The following is a 26,742-nucleotide window of genomic DNA, read 5'->3' on the forward strand; positions in this document are numbered from 1 at the left end:
ATAAGAGGGTTTCTTTGACCCCGGCGGCAAACAAAAACGCGCGGACGAAATAGACGAACTCTCAAACGCCCCCGGATTCTGGGACGACAGGGAAAAAGCGCAGACGGCGCTCGCCGAACGCGCCGCGCTTAAAACCGACATAAATAACTGGGAGGAAGTCGCCTCCGGACTGAAAGAGGCCGGGGCGCTCGCCGAACTTTGCGCCGAAGAGGAAGACGCAGAACTCAAAGGCGAACTGTCGGAACTCCTCTCCTCCCTGTCCGAAAAAATCGCCGCGCTTGAATTCAAAAAAATGCTCGGCGGCGAGGACGACTCAAAAGGCGCCATCGTGGAAATCAACGCGGGCGCGGGCGGAACCGAAGCGCAGGACTGGGCGGACATGCTTTATAGAATGTACTTGCGCTACTGCGACAAAAACGGCTTCGCGGTGGAAATACTGAACTGCCAGGACGGGGACGAGGCGGGAATAAAGAGCGCGACACTGCTTGTTTCCGGCGACCACCCGTACGGCTACCTGAAGGGAGAAAGCGGCGTCCACAGGCTTGTGAGAATCTCGCCGTTTGACTCAAACAAAAGAAGGCACACCTCATTTGCCTCGGTGTTTATCGCGCCGGAAATAGACGACTCGGTGGAGGTGGTCGTTGATGAAAAAGACCTGCGGGTTGACACCTTCCGGGCGGGCGGCAAGGGCGGGCAGCACGTCAACAAAACAGACTCCGCCGTCCGCATAACGCACATACCCACCGGAACGGTGGTCAGTTGCCAGAACGAAAGGTCTCAACACCAGAACAGGATGAGCGCAATGAAGGTTCTCAAGGCCCGCCTCTATAAAATTGAAACCGAAAAACAGCGCGAAAAACTGAGCGATTTGAGCGCGTCCAAAAAAGACATCGGCTGGGGAAATCAGATAAGGTCTTACGTTATGCACCCCTACAGAATGGTGAAAGACCACCGGACGGAGTTTGAAAAAAGCGACGTAACCGCCGTGCTTGACGGCGAACTGGGCGACTTCATAAAAACATATCTGACCTCCGGGGAGGCGCGGGAATGAAAGCCGTCAAAACAATAGGCATTTTAGGCGCGGCGGACAGGGAGGAGGTCAGAAAAATGACCGCCGACCTGTGCCGGATGTTTGAACAGTCCGGCGTTAAGCCGGTGGTGGAGCGCAAACTGGGCGAAGCAAGCGGCGTGTCTCCGCTTGCGGACGCGAAAGACCTGCCGGCGCTCGCCGATATGGTTTTCTCCCTCGGCGGAGACGGAACCTTCCTCGGCGCGGCTCGCCTTTTGAGCGGAAGCCCGACGCCCGTGCTCGGCATAAATCTCGGCGGGCTGGGGTTTCTCGCCGAATGCAAGGTTGAAGAGGCGGGCGCGATGCTTGAGAAAATACGCGCGGGCGACTACGAGACCGAAAAACGGGAAATGTTCTCCGTGCGGATTGAAGGCGATGAAAAATGGTCGGGCGAGGCGCTCAACGATGTGGTGGTGAACTGCGCGACCGCGACCAAGATTATAGACCTTGAACTCCACATAGACGGCTCGCACATAACCACCTTCAAGGCGGACGGCATTATATGCTCAACGCCCACGGGCTCAACCGGATACTCGCTTTCTGCGGGCGGCCCCGTGGTGCATCCCACCCTTCCCCTGACCGTGATAACGCCGATATGCCCGCACACCCTCGCCAACCGCCCCCTCGTGGTGTCAAACGAAAACGAGATACGTTTCCGCCATCCCTCGCCGGACGGCGCAGACCTGACGGCCACGCTTGACGGCAGGCTGGCGCGCCCCGTCCGCTCCGGAGGGGAGGTTGTGGTAACAAAGTCCGACCGCTCGGTCAACCTTGTGAAGTCTCCCTTTACGGACTACTTCTCCATCCTGAAAACAAAACTTATGTGGGCAACCCGCCACGGCGGCGATTAGGAACGCCCCATAATATCGCCGGTTTTGAGCCGCGCCCCGCGCAGAAAATCCCCGGCGGGCATTCTTCTCTTCCCTTCCGCCTGAACCTCGGTCGCCTCAACCGCGTCCCGCCCGGCGGCGATAACAAGGGTCTTTTCGCAGGAAAGAATCTCCCCCGGCTCGCCCTCCCCCCGGCGGAAACGGGCGCGGATTATTTTGAGCGTCCCGCCGCCTGTGCTTGTGAACGCGCCGGGCCACGGGGCCGTCCCGCGTATCCGGTTGCATATGTCGCGGGCGGGCTTCGTCCAGTCTATCCGCCCGTCCTCTTTCGTAAGCGCGGGGGCGAGGGTCGCCGCGGAATGGTCCTGCGGGCGCGGGCTGACCGTTCCCGCTTCAACCGCCCGCAGTGTCTCAAGCAGGAGTTCCGAGCCGCGCTCCGCCATCACCGGCAGCAAATCCTCCGCGCTGTCATCGTCTCCGATTTGTATTTCGCAACTGAGCAGAATGTCTCCCGCGTCCAGTTCGCCGCTTATGAGCATGGTGGTAAGGCCGGTTTTTGTCTCGCCCGCCATCACGGCGCGGTTGATTGGCGCGGCCCCCCTGTAGGCGGGAAGCAGGGAGGCGTGAAGGTTTATGAAACGCCCCGGAAACAAAGATAAAACGGAAGGCGGAAGTATGAACCCGTAGGCGACCACACAAACCGCATCCGGCTGAAACCGTTTCAATTCGCCCTCAAGCAACCCCGCGTTTTCGGGCTGAAAAACAGGTATCCCAAACTCCGCCGCCGCAAGTTTCACAGCGGGCGGGGAAACCGCGCCGCCGCGCCCGGCGGGCCTGTCGGGCATACAGAAGGCGGCTTCAACCCTGTGGAGGCGCGCAAGGGCGCGCAGAGACACCGCCGCAAACTCAGGCGTTCCCATGAAGACGAGTTTCATGCGCGCCCGCCCTCAAACCTTTCTGAGCCCCAGTTCCGCCATCTGCTCGGAACTTACGCCGGACGGCGCGCCGGTCAGCGGGCAGGCGCCCTTCTGGGTTTTCGGAAACGCCGTAACATCCCTTATGCTGCCGCGCCCCGCCGCCATCATTACCATTCTGTCAAGCCCAAGCGCCACGCCCGCGTGCGGGGGCGCGCCGAACTCCAGCGCCCTGAGAAAGAAACCGAACTGCTCTTCAGCGCGCGCCTCATCCATGCCAACCACCCTCAGGACGGCCTCCTGCATCTCCCTGTTGTGAATCCTCACGCTGCCCCCGCCCAGTTCCACGCCGTTGAGCACTATGTCGTAGGCGCGTGAAAGGGCGTTTTCGGGGTCCGTCTCAAAACTGTCCGCGCTTTGGGGGGCGGGAGCGGTAAAGGGATGGTGAACCGCCTTGAGGCGGCCTCCCGGCTCGCGTTCAAACATCGGGAAATTCTCCACCCATACAAACTTGTATTCACCCTCTTTTATCAGCCCCAGCCGCCGCGCCGCGGACAGCCGGACGGCGGACAGCACGGCGTTCACGGTGGCGGCGTCTCCCGCGCCGAAAAAGATGAGCCCGCCCGGCGCGCCTGCAAGGCCCGTTTTTTCAAGCAAAGCCGCCTTCTCGCCGTCCGAGAGAAACTTCGCAATGGGAGACTGCCACTTGCCCTCCGCAAGCCGTATCCACGCAAGCCCGCCCGCGCCGAGCGACACCGCCTCTTCAGTCATCTCGTCAATGTCTCTGCGTGAAATGCCCTCGCCTTCGCCCCCCAGAGTGAGCGCCTTGATTATCCCGCCCTTCTGAAGCGCGGACGAAAAAACCTTAAACTCCGAACCGGCGAAAACCTCCGACACGCCCCGCAATTCAAGACCGAACCTCATGTCGGGATGGTCGCACCCGTAACGTTCCATCGCGTCCGCATAACTGATTCTTTCAAACGGCGGAGACGCATTTATTCCGCCCTCCGCAAAACACCGGCGGACAAGTTCCTCAACCGCCCCCTTCACATCGCCCTCGTCCGCAAACGCCATTTCAAGGTCTATCTGCGAAAACTCCGGCTGCCTGTCCGCCCTGAGGTCTTCATCGCGGAAGCAGCGCGCGACCTGATAGTAGCGGTCAAAGCCGGACGCCATAAGCATCTGCTTGAGCAACTGGGGCGACTGCGGCAGGGCGTAAAAGCCGCCCGCCTGCCTGCACGGGACGACAAAGTCCCGCGCGCCCTCCGGGGTCGCCTTGGTGAGCAGGGGCGTTTCTATTTCCGCAAAACCGGCGGACTCCAGATACCCTCGCGCCGCGGACACAATGCGGTGGCGAAGCAGCAGGGAGTCGCGCATTTCGGGGCGGCGAAGGTCAAGAAACCTGTATTTCATCCTTATCGGCTCGTCCGCCTCCACGTTGTCTTCAACGGGAAACGGCAACTCCGGGCATTTGTTGAAAACCTCGGCGTCCGTGGCGACTATCTCTATTTCGCCGGTCGGCATGGAGGGGTTGACCATTGCGGGCTCTCTCCTCACCACCCTGCCCCTGACGGCGACCACCCATTCGCTTCTGAATGCGTCCGCAACGGCGTGCGGACCCCCCCTTGAGGGGTCAAAAACCGCCTGAACAATGCCGCCATGGTCGCGGATGTCTATGAAAATCACGCCGCCGTGGTCGCGCCCGGACTGCACCCAGCCCATAACCGTGACTTCGCGCCCCTCATCGGACGGGCGCAAGTCGCCGCATATATCCGTTCTCTTCCACCGGTTCGCCATGAGAGGCGATTTTAATGGAAAGGCGCGCAAGCCGCAAGCGCGGCGGTTCAGGGTTTGCTTTTGGTTTTTCCGTGGCCGGAGACGCCGAGGCGCTTTTCAATCTCAATATCCACATCGGCGGGAGAGAGCCCTTTTTCGGCAAGCAGAACCGCGCAGTGAAACCACAGGTCGGCCATTTCGGACACCAGTTCGCGGGGGTCGTCGTTTTTTGCCGCAATGACGGTTTCGCCCGCCTCCTCGGTGATCTTCCTCGCTATTCTGTCTATGCCGCCCCTAAACAAATCGCTCACATACGATTTCTCTTTGGGATTTTTCTTCCTGTCCCTGACGGTTTCAAACATTTCCTGCAGCGCCCTTGCGGCGGTCGCCTCCGCCCCGTCCGCATCGGTGAAAAAACAGGTTTCGCCGCCCGTGTGACAGGCGGGCCCGCGCGGGTCGGCAAGCATCAGAACGCAGTCGCCGTCACAGTCAATCAGTATCTTCTTAACATCCAGAAAGTTGCCGGACTCTTCGCCCTTGTTCCACAGTTTTCCGCGCGAGCGGCTCCAGAAGTGCGCCGTGCCCGCGCGTTCGGTTTCAAGAAGCGCCTCCTCGTTTGCCCATGCCATCATCAGCACCTTTCCGCTCCGGCGGTCCTGAACGATAACGGGAACAAGCCCGTCCGCTCCGAATTTTATTCTGCCCGTGTCCATCTTCCGTCTTTCCGTCCCGTTTACTTGTGCTATATTACCCAATCGCGCAACTGCGCGCCCGGAGGGAAGAAAATGGCAAGAGTTACCATAGAAGACTGCATGGATGTGGTAGGCAACAGATTTGCGCTTGCGGTGATTGCGATGAAAAGAGCGCGGCAGATAGTGATGAAGAAGGCGAGCATACTTGAGAAAGAGAAGATGCTTGCCGAGGCGGCCGCCGCCGAGATGGAGGAATCGGGAGAAGTTCCCTCCGCCGAAGTTGTGGAGAAAAATCTGGACAAAAGTTCGGTGGTTCAGGAAGAGCACAAACCCATCCTCACGGCGCTCAAGGAGATAGCTGAAAAGAAGGTCGGCTTCTCAAGTCCCGGCAGGAAAGACTGAAACCTTCCATCCTTAAAATCGGGGTTGATGTCGGGGGAACTTTCACCGACCTGGCGTTTTTTGACGGCGGGACGGTTCGCATTCACAAAGTTCCCTCCACCCCCTCCGACCCGTCCGAAGGCGTCTCGCGGTGTGTGGGCGATGTGGCGCGGGGCGGTTTTGAAATCGTTCACGGAACAACCGTCGCCACAAACGCGCTCATTGAGAGAAAGGGCGCGAAAACCGTTCTCATAACAACGCGCGGCTTTGAAGACATTGTGGAGATAGGCAGGCAGAACCGGGGCAAACTTTACGACCTGTTCTGGGAAAAAGACCCCGGCCTTGTTCCGCGCGAATTGAGAATAGGCGTCCGCGAGAGGGTTGACCACACCGGCGCCGCGCTTGCCGTCCCTTCGGAGCGGGAGCTGGAAGAGGCGGCGGCTTTGGCGGGAAAGTCGGGCGCGGAGGCGGTTGCGGTCTGTTTTCTTCATTCCTACGCAAACCCGTCCCACGAGGAGGCCGCCGGGCGCGCCCTTGAAAAAACCGGCGTTCCCGTGTCGCTGTCGTCTTCGGTGTCGCCGGAGTTCAGGGAATACGAAAGGGCTTCCACCACTGTCGCAAATGCGTATTTGATTCCGCGCGTTTCGGGTTACATGAGGGCGCTGTCCGCCTCTCTGGGCGGGGCGAAGGTTTCCGTGGTTCAGTCAAACGGGGGCGTAACCTCCCCGGAGACGGCGGCTGTTGAGCCCGTCCGGATTGCCACATCGGGGCCTGCGGCGGGGGTTTCGGGGGCGTTCAAGATCGCCCGCATGACGGGGCGGGAAAAGATCATCACTTTTGACATGGGCGGAACTTCAACCGATGTGTCGCTGTGCGACGGCTCGCCGCCGTTTGCGTCCCAAAATGAGGTGGGCGGCGTTCCGCTGAGGACACACTGCATAGAGATAGCGACCATAGGGGCGGGCGGCGGCTCAATTGCGCGGACGGACGCGGGAGGGGCGTTGAAGGTGGGACCCCAAAGCGCGGGCGCGGAGCCGGGCCCCGCCTGCTACGGCGCGGGAAGCCTGCCCGCCGTTACGGACGCCAATGTGGTTCTGGGAAGGATAGACCCGGAGCGTTTTCTCGGCGGAAGGAAAAAACTGTTTGCAAAAAGGGCGAGAGATGCGGTGGAAACTCTTGACACCGGCGCGGGCGCAAGCGCAGAGGAGAAAGCGGGCGCGGTCATTCGGGTTGTCAACTCCTCAATGGAGCGGCTGATAAGGGTGATTGCCGCGGGCGGGGGCGCGGACACGAGGGAGTTCTCTCTGCTGGGCTACGGCGGCGCGGCGGGGCTTCACTGTTGCGACCTCGCCCTTGAGACGGGCATGAAAGAGGTTGTCTTCCCCGTTTACCCCGCCGCGCTTTCCGCGCTGGGAACGTTGCTTTCGGATGTTTACAAGGACTATGCAAAAACCTGTTTTGCGTCCGTGCCGGAGGAGGCCGGAAAGGTGGAGGCCGCTCTTGCCGGGCTTGAGGCGGCGGCGCGGGACGGCGGGGAAATGCTGAGAGCGGAAAAGTTTGTTGACGCCAGATACAAGGGGCAGTCGCATGAGATCACCGTACCGTTTTCAGCCGGTTTGACGGAGGAGTTTCACAAACTGCATTTGAAAAGGTTCGGCTATGTGATGGAGGACATTGCCGTTGAGACAACTGCGGTCAGAATCCGCGCTCACGGGGAAAAGAGCGGCGCGGCGCTGCCGGAGATGAAGCCGCGCGGCGGGAGTGTTCCGTCCGGAGAGAGGGATGTGTGGCGCGGCGGGGTTTGCCGGAAGTTCAAAACCTACCGGAGGGAGGATTTCGGTCCCGGTTTCAGGTTTGAGGGCCCCGCGCTGGTGTTTGAGGATACGTCCGTGCTGATGGTAACGCCGGAGTTCAGGTGTGAGGTTGACGGGTGGGGGAATGTGGTTGCGCGGGCTGGATAGCGGATATGTAACATTGCCGATGTTACTGTGCAAGTGAATGTTAGTTTTACGGCAACATTCGGAGTTCAAGTGTGAGGTTGGAATTTGAAAACAGCGCAATTGACCGATTTATACCGCCCTGTTTTAATAAGGGGAACTTTATGGCAAGCAACAGGAAAAAGGGAAATGCCCGATGACATCTCCCGTTAATACCGGTCTTTCCGAGGCGGACACCCGCGCCAAACTGATTGACCCCGCAATTCACAAATGCGGCTGGACCGAAGACATGATACGCCGCGAGGAAACGGCGGGCGGCATTGAAATCATCGGCGGCAGGGCGCGCCGCCGCGCGCGCGGGCAGGTGGATTACACTCTCCGCATAAAAGTCTCGGCGGACGCCCAGCCGGTGGCGGTGGCACTTATTGAAGCCAAGAAAACCGACCTTCCCCCCGGCCACGGGCTTGATCAGGCAAAGGCATACGCCCGCAGCAGACTGCTGAATGTGCCGTTTGTCTTTTCCTCAAACGGCCATCTGTTCATTGAATACGACCGCTTTACCGGACTGACCGCAGAACCAAAGCCGATGAGCGAATTCCCCTCACCGGAAAGCCTCCGCAGACGTTACGAGCAAAACATGGGCTTCGCTCTGGAAGATGAAGCCGCCAAGCCGCTCCTCAAGCCCTACCACAACGGCGAGGGGGCGCGCAGATACTATCAGGACGCCGCCATTCGCTCCGTGCTGGAAAAAGTCGCCCGCAATGCGCGAAGCGGCGAGCCGCCCCGCGCCCTGCTGAGCCTTGCGACCGGCGCGGGCAAAACCTTCATAGCCGTCAACCTTCTCAAGCGCATAGCCGATGCGGGGCAACTCAAACGCGCCCTTTTCCTTTGCGACCGGGACGAACTCCGCTCTCAGGCGCTTGCCGCGTTTCAAAACGTTTTCGGCTCGGATGCGGCGGAAGTCCGGCAGAGCGGCTATGACGGCGGCAACCGTGCCAAAAACGCCCGCGTTCACATCGCCACCTATCAGACCCTCGGAGTGGATACGGAGGAGGATGACGCCAGTTTTCTGACAAGGCATTACCCGGAGGATTACTTCAGCCACATAGTGATTGACGAGTGCCACCGCTCCGCATGGGGCAAGTGGTCGCGGGCGCTTACCCGCAATCCGGGCGCGGTGCAGATAGGGCTGACCGCCACCCCGCGCATATTGAAGACGGGCGCAAAAACAAAGGAAGCCGAACAGGACGCCAGGATCACCGCCGACAACTGCAAATACTTCGGCGAGCCGGTCTATGAATACGACATGGCACAGGCGATGGAAGACGGCTACCTTGCCGTCTGCGAGATTCAAAAAGGTCGCGTGAACCTTGATGAAACGGGGCTTGATATTGACGAAGTTATGAAGCATTACCCGCGATACGCGCACACCGGACAACCGGCCAGACGCGAGGACTTGCGCAAGGCGTATGAAAAGCCCGACTTTGAAGACCTTATTATGCTTCCCGACCGCGTGTGGGAAATGTGCGGAGACCTGTTCAAGTATCTGGTTGAGACCGGCGGCCCCGAACAGAAAACCATCATCTTCTGCGCCCGTGACAGTCATGCGGACGAGGTTGCCATTAAGTTGAACAACCTTTACACCGAGTGGTGTGTTCAAAACAAAAAGGAGCGCCTTGAACCCTACGCCTTCAAATGCACCGCCGCATCAAGCGGCAATGACCAGTTGCCCGATTTTCGCGCCGCCATGCGGCATCACTTCATAGCCGCCACTGTTGACCTGCTGACCACCGGCGTGGATGTGCCCGTTGTGCGGAACATTGTCTTTTTCAAATACATAAAATCGCCCATCAGTTTCTACCAGATGATAGGGCGAGGGACCCGGATTGACCCCGGCAGTAACAAACTGATGTTCAGGATTTACGACTATACGGGCGTGACCGACCTTTTCGGGGAGGAACTTGTTACCCCTCCGCGCCCTCCCGGCGGGGGGCGCGGCGGCACGGCTTCCGAACCCGTCATTGTGGCGGACGGCTTTAATGTGCATATAACAGACACCGGGCGGTATGTGGTAATACAGGAAGACGGGCAGGCACGCCCCGTGCCGGTGGACGAATACAAAAACCGCCTTGCCGCCCAACTCATCAGGGAAGCCCCCACTCTGGATGAATTCCGGAAGCGGTGGATACAGCCGGAGGAGCGGCGCAATTTAATGAACCGCTTGGTTGAATCGGGTCATCCGCCCGCCGTGTTGCAGGCGCTTGAGGAAATGAACGATTACGACCTTTACGATGTGCTTGCCGATTTGGGCTTCGGTCTTGCGCCGCGCACCCGCAGCGACCGCGCGCTGGCTTTTATCTACAAGCACGAGGACTGGCTCAGGGGACTGCCGGAGCAGACCGCCGGAGCAATTCGCGCCATTGTCGGCCAGTTTGAGAAGGGGGGAACGGACGGGCTGGAGAATCAGATGATATTCAGAACGCCGGAGGTTGAAGCGGCGGGAGGGCTTAAGGCGTTGAGCGAGGGAGGCAAACCGGCGGAGTTGTTGAAAGAGACTAAAATGAAGGTGTTTTCGGCGTAAAAGTGAACTGCGAATTCATTTTTGGCTTCGGTTACAGGATATACTACGGCAAACGGAGGAACAGGCGATGGCGCGAGATGTAAGTGAAACTCATAACAAATACCTGCGCGACCCGAATTTTGCGGCGAGATATTTGAATGACGCAATAGAAGAAGGGGATGCAACGGACATTCTGATTGCAATAAGGTCTATTGCCGAAGCACAGAAAGGCGAGATGCGGTTATCAGCGGCGGAGGCAGACGAGGTGAATTGAAATGGAATCTGTCAGTAGAAACCCCAAGATATTAGGTGGAACGCTGGTATTTTCCGGCACAAGAGTGCCGGTGCGAATTCTGTTTGAACATTTGGAAGCGGGGGATACGCTGGCGAAATTTCTGGATGACTTTCCCTCGGTTACAGAACAACAAGCGATTGATGTTTTGAAACACTCTTTCAGCAGGTTAACAAACCTCTATTAAAGAGAGGTTTGAGAAAAGTGTTGACCGATTTACCGCATAAAGAAGGGAAGGAGTTGCCGCAAGGGTGGCGGTGGGTTGCGCTTGGTGATGTTTGCGACATAGTTACCGGGCGCACTCCCCGAAGGGATACTCCGGCATACTGGAATGGAACACTTCCTTGGGCAACGATTTCGGACTTAAATAATGAGACCGTAAAGGATACAAAAGAAGGCATTACGGAAATAGCGACACAGGAGGCAAATATGCGTTTGATTCCGAAGGGGACTCTGTTATTCAGTTTCAAACTTACAATAGGAAAAATGGCGTTTGCGGGAACTGACCTCTATACAAACGAAGCCATTGCAGCACTTTTTCCAAAAGATTCTTCACTGGATACGAAATTCTTACAATTCTCTTTGAAATTCATAGATCCGTCCTCAGGCTCTTCACATGCTGTAAAAGGGAAAACACTCAACCGAAATGGGTTACGCGAAATTAGAATCCCTCTCCCGCCTCTTCCCGAACAAAAGCGAATCGCCGCTACCCTAACAGAGAAACTTGCCGCCGTTGAGCAAGCCCGAAAGGCAAGCGAAACACGCCTTGAAGCCGCCCGCGCCCTGCCCGCCGCTTATTTGCGGGAAGTGCTTGAGGCAAAAGGAAAAACATTACCGGACGGGTGGCGGTGGGTTGCGCTTGGTGATGTGTGCACTGTTAATCCAAGACGCCCCGTAATTGAACGCGATGATTCTGAACTAACAGCCTTTGTTCCAATGGAAGCCATTGACGCAGTTACGGGTTCAATGGATTCCAGCAATAAACGCCCATATATAGATGTCAAGAAGGGCTATACCTATTTTGAGGAAGGGGATGTAGTTTTCTCTAAAATTACGCCTTGTATGCAGAACGGCAAACACGCCATTGCGTGCAATCTAATAGATGGTATGGCATTCGGCACAACAGAGTTCCATGTAGTGCGGCCTACTTCAGATATTATTGCTGACTGGATACACTTATATCTGAGACAGCCCGAAGTGTTACATGATGCCGAACAGCATTTTACTGGCGCAGTCGGTCAAAGACGAGTTCCCTCATCATTCCTTGAAGAGTTGGAAATTCCTTTACCGCCTTTACACGAACAAAAACAAATCGCCGCTGACCTTACCGGCAAGTTTGCCAATGTAGAGCAAATAAAAGACACGGCAACCGAACAATCATCAGCCATTGAATCACTGCCCGCCTCACTACTCCGTCAGGCGTTTTCTGGAGCGCTATAAATGCCGATAGAAAAAAAGAGCGCCAACGGAAACGGCAAAAATCTGAGCAGTCAAAAATCCGTCAATAATGCCGTTAAATCAATCTGCGACATTATGCGGCGCGGCAATGTTACCAGCGCCGTGCAGTATGTGCCGGAACTGACATGGATTCTGTTCCTGCGCGTGCTGGACGAAATTGAACAGGAAAATCAGGCGGAATCCGAAGCGCTTGAGCGCGACTACTCACCGCCCCTTTACACCCCCTACCGCTGGCGCGACTGGGCCGCCCCCGAAGGGGAAAAACGCAAACAACTGGAAGAAGACACATCCGGCTCTGTCTTTGCTTTCGTCAATGACAAACTCATCCCGCACTTGAAAGGACTGAAAAACCGCGCAGACGCCACTATCCGGCAAATGCTTATCAGCGAGATCATGAGCGGCGTTGAACGGGTGCGGGTGGACACCGAGCGCAACTTCCTTGATGTGCTTGACCGGGTTCACCAGTTAAGCCATCACAGCATAGACAAGACCCACGTGTTCGGCTTGTCTCAGGTTTATGAGGGGCTGTTGCTCAAAATGGGCGAAAAGAACAATGACGGCGGACAGTTTTTCACCCCGCGCCAAGTGATTCGCGCCATGGTGCGGGTTATCAGCCCGCAAATCGGCGAAACGGTTTACGACCCCGGAAGCGGAACGGGCGGCTTTCTCGCCCAGAGTTATGAGCACATCAAGGCGGGCATAAAGACCGCCGATGAATACACCGTCCTCAAGGAACAGACATTTTACGGACGCGAAAAGGAAGACCTGATATATCCCGTTGCGCTTGCCAATCTGGTTTTGCACGGCATAGACCACCCGCATATATGGCACGGCAACACGCTGACGGGCGGGGAGAGGGACGGCGGCCTGTTCACCGGAGCGCCCGACCTGTTTGATATTGTGCTGACCAATCCCCCTTTTGGCGGCAAGGAGGGCAAAGACGCGCAAACCCGTTTTGACTACAAAACCGGCTCAACACAGGTTTTGTATTTGCAGCATGTTCTCAACAGCCTGAAACCCGGCGGGCGTTGCGGCATAGTGGTTGATGAGGGTTTGTTGTTCCGCACAAATGAGGATGCGTTTGTTCAGACCAAGCGGAAACTGCTTGATGAGTGCGACCTGTGGTGTGTGGTAAGTTTGCCCGGCGGCGTATTCACTCAAGCCGGGGCGGGAGTAAAAACCAATCTGCTGTTTTTCACCAAGGGCGAGCCGACAAAATCAATTTGGTATTACGACCTTTCCGATTTGAAGATAACCAAGCGCAAACCCCTGACGCTTGAGCATTTCAAAGATTTCTTTGCCCTTCTGCCCAAGCGGGCTGACAGTGAATCAAGTTGGAAAATGGATTTGAGCGTCCGCAAGGAGCGGGCAAAAACCGAAGCCGCGCCGTATCACAAACAGGCGCGGGAAAAGGCGCAGGAGGCCGCCCGGTGGAAAGAGCGTTTGGCGGAGTTAAAGAAAGCCAAGCCAAAAGAGCGGGACAAGGCGGCGATTGAGGAAGCGGAGGAGCGGGTTGCGGGGTTTGTTAAAGAGTCAAGGGCGCTGACTGCCAAGGCGACTGACATTGAGAATGCCGTTTATGATTTGAAGGCGGTGAATCCGAATAGAAAGGCGGTTGTGGATACACGGACACCCGAAGAGTTGCTGGCGATTATTGAGGAGAAAGGGAAAGAGATTGAAAAGGCGGTCTCAAGTCTTCTTGACAAACGCGTGGTATAACCTTATGTTACAGGCAAACGTTCCTCCCCGGTGACAAGAATCCCAAAAGGCTCTACTTCCAGACGGAAGTTAGCCGGGGGGGTCATTATATTGCGCTATTGCTAATAATACCCCTCGCTTCCGGTTTGGAATATGTCAAGTTCACTGCTTATAAGCGGCTTGATTGACGAGTAATAATCATCTTCCCGCCTTTCCCATTTTCTAAATATGCTCCAACAGCAGTAGTCGGCGACCTGCAATCCATAATGGCTGTTGCTTGAGTGGTGCAGAATTTGGTATTTGCTTGGCAACACAGGAATCAGAAGAGTCTTTATAGCCCTCTCCGCCGCCTTGCGTTTGCTTGAGATTGGCAGGCTGTCAGTAACAACAACCGCCTTGTCCGGTTGAACCCCTTTAAGAACATTACTCAGCAGATACATAAGCATACGCGGGTAAAACAGGTTGGATTCCCGAAGGTATTCACGGGTTTTGGATTTCTCAACCACTACGCTGTCTATTCTTACATTGCCCGGATTGCCCTTAATAATTTTGAGAACTTTGGACCTTATATATGCGTTATCAACGGCGCAGTGAAACTTTTCCAGAGGGTAGCCGTCTTCCGTTAAGTCATACTTGTAGTTGTCAAGTTTCCCTGAGAATGGAAACGGGCGGTTGGTGGTTACGCAAGTGAGAACAAAAAAGCGTGTTCCGGCGGAGGAAAAATCAAAGTTTCCGCTTTCATCCACAAACATATAGCAGGTTTTCGGAGGTGTTACAGACAACCTTATCTCCCTACTTGCTTGGCGGCTTTTTCTATCCACTCGGCAACGTTTTCGTAGCCGTTATCTTTCTCCCAGTCGTAGATTTGATAGTCTTCATCTGAGATAACCATCCCCAATGCCACCCCAAGAACAGTAAGCGGGAGGGCAAAATGAGGAAATAAAACCCTTGACAGTCCCCATGCCGCTCCGCCTGAAAGCAACGCTTTTTCCACTCTCTTCCCGAAACCGACCTCAAGACCATGTTCCCGCAAGGGGTTCTTTCCTTCTCCGGCAGTCTCACCACTGCTGTCTTTAAGGTTATGAACCAGTATCCCCAGCAGTCCGTTCCCTTTCTTTATGCTCTTTTTGATTTCATATTCAACCCACTTGCTCTTTTCAGTCTTGTTGCCTATGAGAACGCAGGTAACGGATGATCCGCGCATTTGCCTGTTTATCCATTTCTTGATTTCCTCATCGGTCTGTTTCCTTACCTTCTCAATTTCAGCCACATCCTCATAGCCTGCAATTTTATAACTTCCCTTTGTCACCCAATTGTTGCGAACCTGATTGACGCGCCAGACATCATCCCAATCAAAACTGAAAAACACTTTTCTCATAACGGCCTCCTCAAATCTTGTTCAAGAGTATAAAAACTGCCAATACAAAAGCAAGTTGCATAAGGTAGAAAAGGACTAATGAGTATCTAAACATGACCTTCAACATCTTCTTGCCCGGTCTGCTCTTCTGTTCTTTAGTGTCCATACTGAAGTCCGTTGATTCCCGCTTCCGCACATTATTATAGACCCCTCGCAAGAGACGCTCCTGCCAAAGAAAGTAACCGTCTAAACTCCAAGAACCGATTATGAGAACTATGAATGCCAGAATGAACCAACCGTTTTGAATTTCACTTCTCACTATGAAGATGATCCCGGCGGACAAAATAGTCACGCTCCAACCTTTGATTAGAAAAGAGTTATGAGACAAGCGGTTGATAACTCCCTGTATCATCTCAAGGTGTCTAATTACTTGTTCTTTGTCATCCATTGCTATCTGTCCTTTAGAAACTCTTGATGCCTTGCGTATTCCCTTTCCCACTCTTTTGCTAACTCTCTCATAGTAGTAGCCAAACGTTGAAACCCTTCTTTGTCAATATCATCGGCCATTATTTCATACTTGTCAATAAGATTTCTTTCGGTTTTTCCAGACGGGTCAAACCAATGAGTTCCACGTGAATTGAAAAAAGCCATAGACAACCCCCTCCTCATGTGTTTCCTATCTGGCTTGTTTAATTCTTCTGCTATAGATTTATGTATCCACAAACCACCAGGGTCTTTGGGTGAGTGCATAAGGACTTGCCCTATGGCTTCTTGAGCAACCTCAATATGATCTGATTGTTCACACAATTTCAGAACACATTCAAGCCAATCAGTAAATTTGCCAGAGGAAAATGTTCCACCTTCTTGAGTTCCCGGAGGGATTTTCCATATTTGCAAAAGACTAAGACTCCTTAGTTCAGCCCATAGTTGCTCTTTTGTCAGTTGAGATTGTTCTTTTGTTGCATTGGGGGGTTTGAAGGTAGTGCATATAACTTTATGAAAAAATTCAGGATTATGAGCAAGTTTGTGCTCCAAATTTTTCGGAGAATAATCAGATTCAGACTTCAAAGGTTGCAGATAAGCCCATTCCACTTTATAAAGTTCATTTACATCCACAGCGGGATCGCTCTGTAGATTTGTGATAATTTGAGCAGTATTATATGGATCAATTCTCATATTTCCTTCTCCAATTGATACGGCCTCAAGTAATGCTTGTATTGATTGCTCACAGGGCAATGGATACTTATGACAAACAGCCCAATGCAAACAATTCAACGCTGAAATCGGCCTCTTGAACTTCAAACACTTATCCACGCAAATTTGGATTTGTTTCTCGTTCAAAAGGGGGAGATATGCAAATACTTGCAGATTTCTCCAGTATTCCCCTTCATCTTGTAACCACTTGTCTACTCTTTCCCAAGTTTCTTCGCACGGAGGAAGTGATCGTAGCAAAAGACCTCTTTGAGTATCAGTCCACTCTTCAATAGATAAATCATCAACCCACTTCCATCCGTTTCGCCTATGTTTTATCTCTATAAAACCATGAATAAAACCTTTCATATTTTTAGATTCAGATTGCAAACATTCCCTCAGTATCGCGAAATCTTCTTTATCTTCCACAAAAGAACCAAGCATTCTTCCTACATGGAAGGGCAGTTTGACCTTTTGAGCAAACTCAATTGCAGAAGATACTCCATCTTTGTCAACAATCTCTCTTATGGCAGATTGGCGACTATTTTCAATCTCTTTGCTTTGTTGCCCATAATCACCTTCTCTTTCGTACAAGTCAGAATCTCTCTTGTTAAAAAGTCTACTATGAATGACATGCAAATCATCCGGTGCTATATTGTCTAACACCACTTCCAACCGTTCAACATATTCCTTTGGTAAAGACCAACCTTGTTTAGAGAATTTTCTGTGTTTGAAGACAAAATCATTCAGTTTTTCCCATATAATAGATTTGCTTTCATGAGTAAGTTCGTGTGATTCAATATGTTCTACAATTTTGCTAAAACAATCGGGGTTAAGACCGTCAAGATGATCCGCAATTTTTATAAGGTGATCGTCATTGTTTATGGCGATTTCAGTGCATTGTTCAATGTAAAATTGTATCTGCGCTCTACATTCTTTGCTGTTACGAATTTCAAGAAAATCAATATCAGGTATTGGATAACTCCACGGTTGACGGCTTCCAGCAGATGGCGGATTTGAGGTGAAAAGAAACGAAAACAAGATTTCGCAAGCAATTTCAGGATATTCTCTCTGAAGTGCTTTCATTGCAGACTTTTGCTTTTCAAAGGACGCTGTTGTTTGAGAAAACCAAGGCTGAAAGATTTGACAAAGTAAATTATTTGGTCTATTTGCCAATCTCCCATCGGGATTACGAGATGCCAAACCACCCAATACAACCACCACATTTGAAAGATACTCCTCTCTCCATGCCACTACTCCCAAAGCCTGCAACAAACCCCACATATAAGGTCCATCCAATATTCCCTTATCAATTTCTTCTAAAAACAATCTGTCAAACGGACATGGGGTTTTCTTGAGTGTTTTCTCGACTATATCAAGAAAACACTCGGGAGCAGCCTCGGCTAAGAGGGGTAAAACTTCCTTTAGACTCGCCCACAACATCCAGTCCGCATTTTCAAGAACTCTTCTAATAACATAGCCCGCCATATATTCCACTCTTTCTCTTGAACAAAACTTGAGAAATTGAGGTTTATTCCCAAAAAGAGCAAGAGTTTCAGCAATCCCCTCTCTGAGATCACTTGAATAATCCGGGCCTCTCTTGTAAGAACCTGCCTCAGCCATCTCTTGAGTAATAACTTGAAACCATGGACCAGGTTCGGAAAGGACTTCTACCGCGCATTTCTGAAAACTATCAAGGTGTTCATCCGATAAATGGTCTCCTACTGCTTCCCATAACGATAATCTTACTTTTGGCCTTACCTGCCACACTCCATAACGAGACAGTATAGGACTGGTATCTGAGTCCCGCATAGACCTGCGAATCCCTGAAATCCATGTATCGAAATCCCTATCTGTCAACAAACTATCAACAATCAATTTGTCTTTTTGAGAGGATTCTCTCCAAGCGCCTAATAAATTCATTATTGCCAAATCAGTCTTCGGCTGGTTTTCTGACAAATAAACAGGCAGATTATCCTTTAAGAGTTCCAATTCTTGACGCAATCTCTCCTTCAAGTCGTTCCAATTTGCGTGAGAAATCCCCTGAATATCCCCAATCAAATCCCAATGCTTTGGAGCATAGTTATCATGAGAAAAGCAAACTATAAATCTGTTATGCCCATATCTTTTCAGACCTAAAGCAAACCCTATTTCCTGATTGCAAAATGAACTCTGTTTTGAGTTTTTGTTGGCAATCAATACAAAAATATGGCTTCTCTGGAGTTCTAATTTAATTCTTTCAGGAGATATTTCAGATGTCTCAATGTCTTGATGTGCCAAAAATAAGTCAATATCATGGGGTTGCAAGTGCGATTTTATACCCGCAAGTTCTTTTCTATCAAGACTACTGTGGCTTACAAAGACTTTTAACTTCAACTGTTTATCCTCATCTCCCCTGTCAGCAGTTTCTGCATAAGCCCCTGCTTCCGCTTGCGGTAATGCTCTACCAATTCCTTAAGCATATCAACCTCTTTTCTTGCAGTATTCAACTTGCGCCACCCTTCTTAACCTGCCCCCTCCCCCGCTTCTCCAACTTCTTAATGCTGGTCTCAGGCGCGGGCAAGTTCTCCGGCATAGTCCCCCCTAATTCCTCAATAGTCCGGCGAACCTTCACACCAACCTCATGGTGTGTCCGGTTTGCCCTGTGTTTGCCCTTAATCTCATCACGGCGCAACTTCTCCTCCGTCTGAGTGGCGCGAAACAGGTTTGCCGCAAGTTCAGTACTGCCCATGTGGTCAAGGATGTTTTGACTCTTTTGAAGCCCTTTCCTTCTGTGAATGCCCTTTGCATCCAAGCCGCCATATAGCCCCTTGTAGCCGTGATTCTGGAAGATTGCGAAATCCAAACCGGACTTCACCCCCGCCGCATTTGCCGTTTCAACCAGTTGCTTGTTGTGTTCACGCAGTTCGCCGCGCAACAAAACGCGCTTTTTCGCTTCATCAAGTTCCTGAAACGCTTGGCTGTCGGCAATCTCCTGCCTGCGGGTTTGCAGGGCGAAGTAGGTTTGCCCGTAGGCAATCACCGGCTTGGAAGGGTCGGCGTTCTGCACGATTAGGTAACAGGCGTATCGGGACAGGTTGTAATCCGTTACTGTCCTACTGGCTCCGGCCCCGATTCCGACCATTTTCCTGACCTCAGGAAAATGGTCATCAGAGTTGATACCGGAGTTGTTACAGGCATCAATGGCTTTGAGTATGACAGCCTCAAAATTCTCCCACTTTCTATATTCCAAAACGGGCATCAAATCCCGCGCCGACCAGAACTCCCGCCCTTCATCCGTGGTTTGACGAATCTGTTCAAATGTCTTGTGGTGTTTGTCTTGTATCTTGCTCATTGTCTTGCCTCCCTTCAAAACACACATCTTCAATCCCCATCGCCGGATGAAACGCTGAGAAGCAGGTCGGTAAGGCGTGTGTTGACGTAGTAGTTGTTCCTGCCCTCTTTTGACTCCTTAACAAACCCGCGCTCCGCGAGTTGCTTAAGATACTTGCGCGCCGTCTGCCTGCTGGTCTTCAAATCCTTCTCAACATACTCAATGCGGGTGTAAGGATGACGAAACAGGTTGTTGAGCAAATCCTGCGAATAAATTTTCGGAAGTTCATCGCGCATACGGTTTTTGTATTCAGCCATCAAGTTACGAATACCTTCCACAAGTTCCAGCGTGTTCCGCGCCGTGGCGGTAACCGACTTCAGCATATAGACAACCCACTCCTCCCACGCGCCTTCATTCCGCACGGCTTGAAGCAGGCGGTAATAGTCCGACTTGGTTCTGTTGATTGCCCGGCTCAGATAAAGGATGGGACTGTCAAGCAATCCGGCATGGGTGAGATACAGCACATTGAGTATGCGCCCTATCCTGCCGTTTCCGTCCGGAAAAGGGTGAATGCTCTCAAACTGGTGATGAATGATCGCCATCTTTACAAGCGGGTTAAGGTTACAGGGCGGGTCATCGTTAATGAAACGCTCAAGATTCCGCATGTGCTCCACAACCTCCCGCTCACTCTGCGGCGGTGTGTGCACCGTCTCCCCGGTCCGCTCATTTCTAATTACCGTGCCGGAAGTCTTCCGGTAGCCGTCTTCGCGCTGCTTGAGCAGACGAAACATATCTATCAGCATGTTTTCGCTGATGAAACGATTCTTCTTCCACGCATTGTAGCCGAGTTGCATCGCCTCGCGGTAACGCGCGACTTCCTTTGCCTCCACCGCGCCCCTCTTTCCGGGAAGCACCTCAACACGAAAAACCTCGTCCTGAGTGGTAACAATGTTCTCAATCTCGGAACTGGCCAAAGCCTCTTGCAAAAAGAGGGTGTTCAGCAAAATGGTCGGGTTGGGAAGACTGATTGCCCGCCCGTTCAGGTCGCCAAGCGCGCCGCGAGCATCCACAAGCGCATCCATCACGGGAGTGGTTTTCAAGTCCGCCTGAGGCGGAAGCAGGGGAATCTCGTATTTACCAACTCTTTCTGTCATTACAACTTTCTCCGTTACCGTCTTTGTCATTGATACAAACTTTATACATTTTCTTTCAATATGTATACAAAATGCCACTTTTCTATACATATCCACCCCAATATGTATACAAAACCCCGCTTTTGTATACATATCAGCGCCCATATGGTTAAAAAGTTTACATATCGCCTCTCCCCTCCCCCGTGATACACTACCCCCCATGCCAAACCCGTCCTTCACAGACCGCCTTCAAAGGAATCTTGCGCGGCGGCCCCTTCGGCGCATTGAACCGCCCGAGGGCGCGGCGCGGGCGGCGGTTATGGCGGTTCTCAGAAACAGGCGCGATGATGTGGACTTGTGCATGATCAAACGCTCCCACCACCCTCTTGACAGGTTTTCGGGGCATATAGCCCTGCCGGGCGGAGCGGAAGAGGACGGAGATGAGGACATGCTTTCAACCGCCGTCCGGGAAACCTTTGAGGAGATAGGGCTTGATGTTGAAAAACACGCAAAGGTGGCGGGGCGGCTTGACGATGAAATGCCGTCCGTCCCCCCCGGCGGCACGGGGCGGGTTTATGTCGTAACCCCGTTTGTGTGCGTTCTTACCGGAGACGCCGCCGTGAGGGAAAAGAGCGAGGTTGAACAGGTTTTCTGGATGCCCGCCTCCGATATAGCGCGCGGGGCGGAGGACGGCGCAAAGCCGGAGTTCCTCTGCCGGGGGCGGCGGATATGGGGAATGACGGCGCGGGTGGTGCGCAACCTGCTGGAAGCCCTGCCCTGAAAATGCGCCCGGAGTTTGGAAAGAGGCGCGTTATGCGTATACAATTCCACCGGAAAAACACAACACCCCCGGAGGAAACATGAGAGGAGTAAACAAGGTAACAATAATAGGCAATGTCGGCAGCGACCCGGAGATGAAATACACCGCTTCGGGAGCGGCAGTGGCAAACTTTTCAATCGCCACCAACGAGTCGTGGACCGGCAAGGATGGACAGAAACAGGAGCGCACCGAATGGCACAGAATTGTGGCGTGGTCCCGGCTTGCCGAGATTTGCGGACAGTATCTCGCAAAGGGAAGCCCGGTTTATGTTGAGGGGAGCATAAGAACGCGGCAGTGGGAAGACAAGGAAGGCAACACCAGACACACCACCGAGATACACGCGAGAGAGATTCAGTTTCTCGGCTCCGGCGGACGCGAAGGCGGCGGCCATGAGGGCGGCGGCGGACGGCGGCGGGAAGACCGGTCGGACGCGCCCGTGGTTGATATCCCCGACAACAATATGGATGACGACATCCCGTTCTAAATACCGCCCCGCGCAAATAGCGGCGGCAACAACTTCCGCATCGGGAGGGCTGAAACTCTGCCTTTATACGCCGTAATCCTCTGCGCCGGAAAAGGCTCAAGAATGGGAGGGGAGCGTCAGAAGACCCTGCTCCCGGTTCTGGGAACTCCGATGGTCAGGCACGTGGCGGCGGCGGCCTCTGCGGCAAAACCGTCAAAAACCGTGGCGGTGGTCGGCTTTGATTCCGGGTCCGTAATTGACTGCCTCTCCGCCTGCCCGTGGCCGGTTGAGTTCGCCGTGCAGAAAAACCAGTCCGGCACGGGGCACGCAATCAGGGCGGCGCTTGACGTTATAACATCCAAAAGCGGAGACGCAATCGTTCTCAACGGAGACATGCCCGCCGTTACGGGAGCGCTTGTCAAAAAAGTGGTCTCCCGGCACAAAAAAAGCGGCGCGGCGGTTTCACTGGTAACGGCGGAAACGGACGACCCGCGCGGATACGGGCGCATAGTTCGCGGCGCGGGCGGGGATGTTGAAAGGATCGCGGAAGACGCGGACGCAAGCGCGGAGGAAAAGCGGGGGCGCGAAATTAACGCCGGAATTTACTGCTTCAAACTCCCTTTTCTGCGAGCCGCCGCCGGAAAACTGAGCAACAAAAACGCGCTGGGTGAATACTACATAACAGACCTGATTGAAGCCGCCCTTCGCGGCGGCAAAAAAGTGAGCGCCGTCCGTGCGGACTTCGCAGAGGTGGCGGGCGTCAACACGCCGGGGGAACTCGCGGCGGCAAGCGCAATGATTAAAGACAGAGTGAACGCCCGCCTTATGCGCTCCGGCGTTATCATCACAGACCCGCAAACCGCCCACATATGCCCCGAAACCTCCATAGGGCGCGGAACAGTCATCCACCCGTTCTGTTTTATAAGCCGCAGCCGCATAGGGGCGAACTGCTCCGTCGGGCCCTGCTCGCAGATACGCGACAGCGCCCTCGGCTCCGGCTGTTCGGTGGAGTTCTCCTCGTCTCTTGACGGATGCTCTCTGCGCGGCGGCGCGTCCGCGGGGCCTTTTGCAAGAATACGCCCCGGAACCGTTCTTATGGACGGCGCGAGGGCGGGCTCGTTTGTGGAAATCAAGCAGTCGTCCGTGGGGCGCGGGTCAAAAGTTCCGCACCTGTCCTATGTGGGAGACTCCGAGGTCGGCTCCGGGGTCAACGTGGGGGCGGGGACTGTAACCTGCAACTATGACGGAAGGAAAAAACACCGCACAACCATTGAAGACGGGGTTTTCATCGGCAGCGACACCATGCTCATCGCCCCCGTGAAAGTGGGCAAAGGCGCGACCACCGCCGCCGGCTCGGTGATAACAAAGGACGTTTCCCCCGGCTCTCTCGCCATCGGCAGAAGCAGGCAGAAAGAGATAGCGCGGCGCGGCGCGGGCGGCAAAAAGGGGGGCGGGGGCTGATGTGCGGAATTGTGGGCTATGTGGGCGCGGCGCGGCGGGCGTGTGATGTGGTGCGGGCGGGCCTTGAAAAACTTGACAACAGGGGATACGACTCGGCGGGAATCTGCGTGATGGGAGAAGGCGGGGCGACGGTTTTCAAAAGCCCCGGCAAAATTGACCGGCTTGTCCGCGAGATGGGCTCAGCCGCGCCCTCGGGCGGGGTCGGAATAGGACACACCCGCTGGGCGACCCAGGGCGACCCGCTGAGCCGGGCAAACGCCCACCCCCACACGGCGGGCGCGGTGAGCGTTGTGCACAACGGCGTGGTTGAAAACTGGAGGGAGCTGCGCGATGAACTTGAGGCGGAGGGCGGAAAGTTTCTGTCCGACACCGACACGGAGACAATCGCCCACCTCATAGACAAGTATCACGGCGGGGGCTGCGGGCTTCTTGAGGCGGTCAGAAAAAGTTTTGAGCGCGTGCGCGGATGCTCGGCGGTCGCGGTGGTTTCGGAAAAAGAGCCGGACACCATCGTGGTCGCCCGCAGGTTCTCGCCCATAGTTCTGGCGGAGGCGGGAGACGAGAGGTTTGTGGCGTCGGACGCGCCCGCCCTCGCAGAGTGGTGCGATGAGGTTACCGTGCTTGAAGACGGCGACTTTGCGGTTCTGAAGCCGTCCGGCGTTACCATAACGGACTCGGACGGAAACACCGTCAGCCGCCCGAAAAGGGCGGTGGGCGCAAGCGGCGCGGAGGAAGGCAAAGGCGGCTTCCGGCACTACATGCTCAAAGAGATACACGACCAGCCGCACGCGGTTTCCGAAACCCTGAGGGGCAGGATCGGCAAAGAGGCGGATTTTGAGGGAATTGACCCCTCGGCGGTTGAGAGGGTGGTGTTTGTGGGATGCGGCACTTCGCACTACGCCTCCATAGCGGGGCGCTACATGATTGAATCCCTCGCCCGCCTGCCCGCAGACGCCGAGATAGCGTCCGAATTCCGCTACAGAAGGCCCCGCCTCGGGCCGGAGACGCTTGTTATCGCCGTGTCGCAGTCCGGGGAAACGGCGGACACTTCCCTCGCGCTCGCCGAGGCGGCGGAGCGCGGCGCGGCAACGGCGCTTGTAACAAACAACCCGATGGGAAAGATGGTTGACGAGGCCGGAGCGGTCATTCTGACGCGGGCGGGCAGGGAGTTTTCGGTCGCCTCAACAAAAACCTTCACGACTCAGGTCGCGGTGTTCTGCGCGCTTGCGCTGTTCCTCGGCAAGGCTCGCGGCGTAACCGGCGGCGCGGCGGAGGACATGGAAAAAGAGTTGCGCTCCATAGCCGGGGCGCAGTCGCGCTGCCTTGCGCTGAATGACGAAATTGCGGAGGTCGCCGCAGAGTTCGCCAGATATTCGCACCTTCTTTATCTGGGCAGGGGGCTGGGCTATCCGGTGGCGCTTGAGGGGGCGCTGAAACTCAAGGAGGTTTCCTACATACACGCCGAGGGGGCGGCGGCGGGCGAGATGAAGCACGGGCCCATCGCGCTTATAGACGAGAAAATACCGGTGGTTTTTGTGTTCCCCTCCCGAAGCGACCCGTCTTTTGAAAAGATGCTCTCAAACATGGCGGAGGTGAAGGCGCGGCGCGGAAGGGTTCTGGCGGTTACGCCCGCCGGTGATGCGCCCCATCTGGACGCGGAAGACAGGGTAATACAAATTCCCGAATGCGGGCTGATAACAAACCCGCTGGTTTCCGTCATCGCGTTGCAACTGCTCGCATACCATATCGCCCGGACGCTCGGCAAGGATGTTGACCAGCCCAGAAATCTCGCAAAGGTGGTGAGCGTGGAATGAAGGTTCTGGTTGTCGGAGGGGGGGGACGGGAGGACGCCCTGTGCTACAAAACGGGCATGAGCCCGCTGGTTTCCGAAGTGGTGTGCGCTCCGGGCAACGCCGGAATATCAAAGCGGGCGCGATGCGCGGCGGTGAACTCCGAAGATATTGACGGGCTGGTTTCCCTCGCGCTTGAGGAAAAACCCGGGCTGACGGTGGTGGGACCCGAAGCGCCGCTCGCCCTGGGTCTGGTTGACAGGCTGGAGGCGGAGGGGCTCAGGGTGTTCGGCCCCTCAAAAGCCGCCGCCGCAATTGAGGGAAGCAAGGTTTTTTCAAAAAACTTCATGCGCAGACACGGCATTCCGACAGCGGATTTCAAGGTGTTTGACAACATAAAAGACGCAGCGCGGGAGATTGAGGGCGCGGCTTTCCCGCTGGTGCTGAAGGCGGACGGCCTCGCCGCCGGAAAGGGGGTCTTTGTGTGCGCCGGAAAGAAAGAGGCGGACGCCGCCCTCTCCGCGCTGATGCGCGACAGGGCTTTCGGGGATTCCGGCGACAGGGTGGTGATGGAGAGTTTTCTGCCGGGGGAGGAAGTGTCGTTCTTTGCCGTTTCGGACGGCAAAACGGCGATTCCGCTTGAGCCGTCTCAAGACCACAAGCGGCTTCTTGACGGCGACAGGGGCCCCAACACCGGAGGCATGGGGGCGTACGCGCCCGCGCCGATGGCAACCCCTGAATTGCGCCGGAGAGTGATGGAAGAGGTTATAAAACCCGCCGTTGCGGGAATGGCGGACGAGGGAATTCCATACAAGGGCGTTCTGTATGCGGGGCTGATGACGGACGGGGACGACATACGGACGCTTGAGTTCAACTGCCGGTTCGGCGACCCGGAAACCCAGCCCCTGATGATGAGAATGGAGTCCGACATAGTTCCCCTTCTGCTCGCCTCGGCGGACGGGACGCTGGCGGATGAAAAACCGCCGGTGTGGAGCAAAGGGGCGGCGGCCTGTGTTATAATGGCGGCGGACGGCTATCCGGGCAAATACGCAAGGGGAGCGGAGATAAGGGGCGCGGACGGCGGGGGGAGCGTTGAGGTGTTTCATTCCGGAACCGCCGAAAAAAACGGGGCGGTTGTAACAAACGGGGGAAGAGTTCTGGGAGTAACGGCGGCGGGCGGCACATTGAGAGAGGCGGTGGACGCCGCTTATGAAAAAGTCGCGGAGATTGAAAAACAAACCGGCCCCGGAATACTTGTTTACAGAAAAGACATAGCGGCAAAAGCGTTTGGGAGGTTAAAGCGGAAAGATGGCTGACATTTTTTATTTCTCCGGTGAAGACAGGGAGGAGGCGGACGACAGGCGGATGTTTCAAATCCCGCTCAGAGACTGCATACACCTGTTTGACCTGCGCCCGTGGCAGAGGGAGTGCGGAACGGACGCCTTTCCGGAACTGCTGACCGGAAACCCTCTGGTTGACGCGGGCGGATATATTCACGTGCTGCTCAGAATTGACGAAGAAGAGATAGAGCAAACCGGCGAGCGCGGCTATGAGCCGGGCTGGTATAAGATGAACATGACCGTCATAGAGGTTCAGTCCGTAGTGGC

General features: G+C 54.7%; 24 protein-coding genes. 15 read left to right on the plus strand and 9 right to left on the minus strand.

Features of this window, described 5'->3' with window-relative positions; genetic code table 11:
- The first annotated feature begins 49 nt into the window (after window positions 1-49).
- Together prfB and OXF42_02140 are read left to right on the plus strand one after the other, a co-directional pair.
- Entirely contained in the window at window positions 50-1,051 is a 1,002-nt protein-coding gene (gene prfB, locus OXF42_02135; GenBank protein MCY4046895.1) for a peptide chain release factor 2, read from the plus strand.
- Window positions 1,048-1,920 (plus strand): NAD(+)/NADH kinase, encoded by an 873-nt coding sequence (locus OXF42_02140; GenBank protein ID MCY4046896.1) that lies wholly within the window; start codon window positions 1,048-1,050, stop codon window positions 1,918-1,920. The genes prfB and OXF42_02140 overlap by 4 nt, the downstream gene beginning before the upstream one ends.
- On the opposite strand, the gene fmt is transcribed toward OXF42_02140, so the two are convergent.
- The 3 genes from fmt to hisIE are packed head-to-tail and all read right to left on the minus strand — an operon-like array spanning window position 1,917 to window position 5,302.
- Entirely contained in the window at window positions 1,917-2,834 is a 918-nt protein-coding gene (gene fmt / locus OXF42_02145) for a methionyl-tRNA formyltransferase (GenBank protein MCY4046897.1), read from the minus strand. The two genes, OXF42_02140 and fmt, sit on opposite strands and share 4 nt — an antisense overlap.
- 12 nt (window positions 2,835-2,846) lie before the next feature.
- Window positions 2,847-4,610, minus strand: coding sequence for an aspartate--tRNA ligase (gene aspS / locus OXF42_02150; protein MCY4046898.1), 1,764 nt, complete (start codon window positions 4,608-4,610; stop codon window positions 2,847-2,849).
- 47 nt (window positions 4,611-4,657) lie between these two features.
- The gene (hisIE, locus tag OXF42_02155) at window positions 4,658-5,302 is read right to left on the minus strand and encodes a bifunctional phosphoribosyl-AMP cyclohydrolase/phosphoribosyl-ATP diphosphatase HisIE (GenBank protein MCY4046899.1); all 645 of its coding nucleotides are present in this window, start codon (window positions 5,300-5,302) and stop codon (window positions 4,658-4,660) included.
- A gap of 72 nt (window positions 5,303-5,374) precedes the next feature.
- On the opposite strand from hisIE, the gene rpoZ reads away from it, so the two are divergent.
- The 7 genes from rpoZ (at window position 5,375) to OXF42_02190 (ending at window position 13,628) form a co-directional block, all read left to right on the plus strand.
- Window positions 5,375-5,683 carry a DNA-directed RNA polymerase subunit omega gene (gene rpoZ / locus OXF42_02160; protein ID MCY4046900.1) on the plus strand — a complete coding sequence of 103 codons (309 nt, stop codon included), beginning with the start codon at window positions 5,375-5,377 and terminating at the stop codon, window positions 5,681-5,683.
- A 17-nt stretch (window positions 5,684-5,700) separates the two neighbouring features.
- Window positions 5,701-7,623 carry a hydantoinase/oxoprolinase family protein gene (locus tag OXF42_02165; protein ID MCY4046901.1) on the plus strand — a complete coding sequence of 641 codons (1,923 nt, stop codon included), beginning with the start codon at window positions 5,701-5,703 and terminating at the stop codon, window positions 7,621-7,623.
- Between the two features lie 172 nt (window positions 7,624-7,795).
- A complete protein-coding gene (locus tag OXF42_02170; GenBank protein MCY4046902.1) occupies window positions 7,796-10,180 on the plus strand; it encodes a DEAD/DEAH box helicase family protein in 2,385 nt (794 codons plus the stop codon).
- Between the two features lie 67 nt (window positions 10,181-10,247).
- Window positions 10,248-10,433 carry a hypothetical protein gene (locus OXF42_02175; GenBank protein ID MCY4046903.1) on the plus strand — a complete coding sequence of 62 codons (186 nt, stop codon included), beginning with the start codon at window positions 10,248-10,250 and terminating at the stop codon, window positions 10,431-10,433.
- A gap of 1 nt (window position 10,434) precedes the next feature.
- The gene (locus tag OXF42_02180; protein ID MCY4046904.1) at window positions 10,435-10,638 is read left to right on the plus strand and encodes a DUF433 domain-containing protein; all 204 of its coding nucleotides are present in this window, start codon (window positions 10,435-10,437) and stop codon (window positions 10,636-10,638) included.
- 17 nt (window positions 10,639-10,655) lie between these two features.
- Window positions 10,656-11,891, plus strand: coding sequence for a restriction endonuclease subunit S (locus OXF42_02185; protein MCY4046905.1), 1,236 nt, complete (start codon window positions 10,656-10,658; stop codon window positions 11,889-11,891).
- On the plus strand, window positions 11,892-13,628 hold the full coding sequence (locus tag OXF42_02190; protein MCY4046906.1) for an N-6 DNA methylase: 1,737 nt from the start codon (window positions 11,892-11,894) through the stop codon (window positions 13,626-13,628). It abuts the gene before it with no gap.
- Between the two features lie 101 nt (window positions 13,629-13,729).
- Here OXF42_02190 and OXF42_02195 read toward each other — a convergent pair whose 3' ends face one another.
- From OXF42_02195 to OXF42_02220, 6 genes are all read right to left on the minus strand, one after another.
- A complete protein-coding gene (locus tag OXF42_02195; GenBank protein ID MCY4046907.1) occupies window positions 13,730-14,389 on the minus strand; it encodes a DUF3800 domain-containing protein in 660 nt (219 codons plus the stop codon).
- 2 nt (window positions 14,390-14,391) lie between these two features.
- Entirely contained in the window at window positions 14,392-14,976 is a 585-nt protein-coding gene (locus tag OXF42_02200) for a TIR domain-containing protein (protein ID MCY4046908.1), read from the minus strand.
- Between the two features lie 19 nt (window positions 14,977-14,995).
- Window positions 14,996-15,412, minus strand: a complete 417-nt coding sequence (locus OXF42_02205) for a hypothetical protein (GenBank protein ID MCY4046909.1) — start codon at window positions 15,410-15,412, stop codon at window positions 14,996-14,998.
- A gap of 2 nt (window positions 15,413-15,414) precedes the next feature.
- Window positions 15,415-18,531 carry a toll/interleukin-1 receptor domain-containing protein gene (locus tag OXF42_02210; protein MCY4046910.1) on the minus strand — a complete coding sequence of 1,039 codons (3,117 nt, stop codon included), beginning with the start codon at window positions 18,529-18,531 and terminating at the stop codon, window positions 15,415-15,417.
- 109 nt (window positions 18,532-18,640) lie between these two features.
- A complete protein-coding gene (dinD, locus tag OXF42_02215) occupies window positions 18,641-19,489 on the minus strand; it encodes a DNA damage-inducible protein D (protein MCY4046911.1) in 849 nt (282 codons plus the stop codon).
- 29 nt (window positions 19,490-19,518) lie between these two features.
- Window positions 19,519-20,622 (minus strand): Fic family protein, encoded by a 1,104-nt coding sequence (locus OXF42_02220; protein ID MCY4046912.1) that lies wholly within the window; start codon window positions 20,620-20,622, stop codon window positions 19,519-19,521.
- A gap of 199 nt (window positions 20,623-20,821) precedes the next feature.
- On the opposite strand from OXF42_02220, the gene OXF42_02225 reads away from it, so the two are divergent.
- From OXF42_02225 to OXF42_02250, 6 genes are all read left to right on the plus strand, one after another.
- On the plus strand, window positions 20,822-21,382 hold the full coding sequence (locus tag OXF42_02225; GenBank protein MCY4046913.1) for a CoA pyrophosphatase: 561 nt from the start codon (window positions 20,822-20,824) through the stop codon (window positions 21,380-21,382).
- A gap of 79 nt (window positions 21,383-21,461) precedes the next feature.
- Window positions 21,462-21,905 carry a single-stranded DNA-binding protein gene (locus tag OXF42_02230; GenBank protein ID MCY4046914.1) on the plus strand — a complete coding sequence of 148 codons (444 nt, stop codon included), beginning with the start codon at window positions 21,462-21,464 and terminating at the stop codon, window positions 21,903-21,905.
- A gap of 75 nt (window positions 21,906-21,980) precedes the next feature.
- Window positions 21,981-23,345 (plus strand): bifunctional UDP-N-acetylglucosamine diphosphorylase/glucosamine-1-phosphate N-acetyltransferase GlmU, encoded by a 1,365-nt coding sequence (gene glmU / locus OXF42_02235; GenBank protein ID MCY4046915.1) that lies wholly within the window; start codon window positions 21,981-21,983, stop codon window positions 23,343-23,345.
- A complete protein-coding gene (gene glmS / locus OXF42_02240) occupies window positions 23,345-25,159 on the plus strand; it encodes a glutamine--fructose-6-phosphate transaminase (isomerizing) (protein MCY4046916.1) in 1,815 nt (604 codons plus the stop codon). The genes glmU and glmS overlap by 1 nt, the downstream gene beginning before the upstream one ends.
- On the plus strand, window positions 25,156-26,451 hold the full coding sequence (gene purD / locus OXF42_02245; protein ID MCY4046917.1) for a phosphoribosylamine--glycine ligase: 1,296 nt from the start codon (window positions 25,156-25,158) through the stop codon (window positions 26,449-26,451). Before glmS ends, purD begins: the two co-directional genes overlap by 4 nt.
- The coding region (locus OXF42_02250) for a hypothetical protein (GenBank protein ID MCY4046918.1) at window positions 26,444-26,742 on the plus strand (299 nt) is incomplete at its 3' end. The genes purD and OXF42_02250, both read left to right, overlap by 8 nt.

Source organism: Candidatus Dadabacteria bacterium (assembly GCA_026708565.1).
Taxonomy (GTDB): Bacteria; Desulfobacterota_D; UBA1144; order Nemesobacterales; family Mycalebacteriaceae; genus Mycalebacterium.

Excerpts from the sequence above, each read along its gene's own strand:
- OXF42_02140 (MCY4046896.1), top strand. The coding sequence starts at position 1,048 with ATGAAAGCCGTCAAAACAATAGGCATTTTAGGCGCGGCGGACAGGGAG.
- fmt (MCY4046897.1), bottom strand. The coding sequence starts at position 2,834 with ATGAAACTCGTCTTCATGGGAACGCCTGAGTTTGCGGCGGTGTCTCTG.
- aspS (MCY4046898.1), bottom strand. The coding sequence starts at position 4,610 with ATGGCGAACCGGTGGAAGAGAACGGATATATGCGGCGACTTGCGCCCG.
- hisIE (MCY4046899.1), bottom strand. The coding sequence starts at position 5,302 with ATGGACACGGGCAGAATAAAATTCGGAGCGGACGGGCTTGTTCCCGTT.
- rpoZ (MCY4046900.1), top strand. The coding sequence starts at position 5,375 with ATGGCAAGAGTTACCATAGAAGACTGCATGGATGTGGTAGGCAACAGA.
- OXF42_02170 (MCY4046902.1), top strand. The coding sequence starts at position 7,796 with ATGACATCTCCCGTTAATACCGGTCTTTCCGAGGCGGACACCCGCGCC.
- OXF42_02175 (MCY4046903.1), top strand. The coding sequence starts at position 10,248 with ATGGCGCGAGATGTAAGTGAAACTCATAACAAATACCTGCGCGACCCG.
- OXF42_02180 (MCY4046904.1), top strand. The coding sequence starts at position 10,435 with ATGGAATCTGTCAGTAGAAACCCCAAGATATTAGGTGGAACGCTGGTA.
- OXF42_02190 (MCY4046906.1), top strand. The coding sequence starts at position 11,892 with ATGCCGATAGAAAAAAAGAGCGCCAACGGAAACGGCAAAAATCTGAGC.
- OXF42_02205 (MCY4046909.1), bottom strand. The coding sequence starts at position 15,412 with ATGGATGACAAAGAACAAGTAATTAGACACCTTGAGATGATACAGGGA.
- dinD (MCY4046911.1), bottom strand. The coding sequence starts at position 19,489 with ATGAGCAAGATACAAGACAAACACCACAAGACATTTGAACAGATTCGT.
- OXF42_02220 (MCY4046912.1), bottom strand. The coding sequence starts at position 20,622 with ATGACAGAAAGAGTTGGTAAATACGAGATTCCCCTGCTTCCGCCTCAG.
- OXF42_02225 (MCY4046913.1), top strand. The coding sequence starts at position 20,822 with ATGCCAAACCCGTCCTTCACAGACCGCCTTCAAAGGAATCTTGCGCGG.
- OXF42_02230 (MCY4046914.1), top strand. The coding sequence starts at position 21,462 with ATGAGAGGAGTAAACAAGGTAACAATAATAGGCAATGTCGGCAGCGAC.
- glmS (MCY4046916.1), top strand. The coding sequence starts at position 23,345 with ATGTGCGGAATTGTGGGCTATGTGGGCGCGGCGCGGCGGGCGTGTGAT.
- purD (MCY4046917.1), top strand. The coding sequence starts at position 25,156 with ATGAAGGTTCTGGTTGTCGGAGGGGGGGGACGGGAGGACGCCCTGTGC.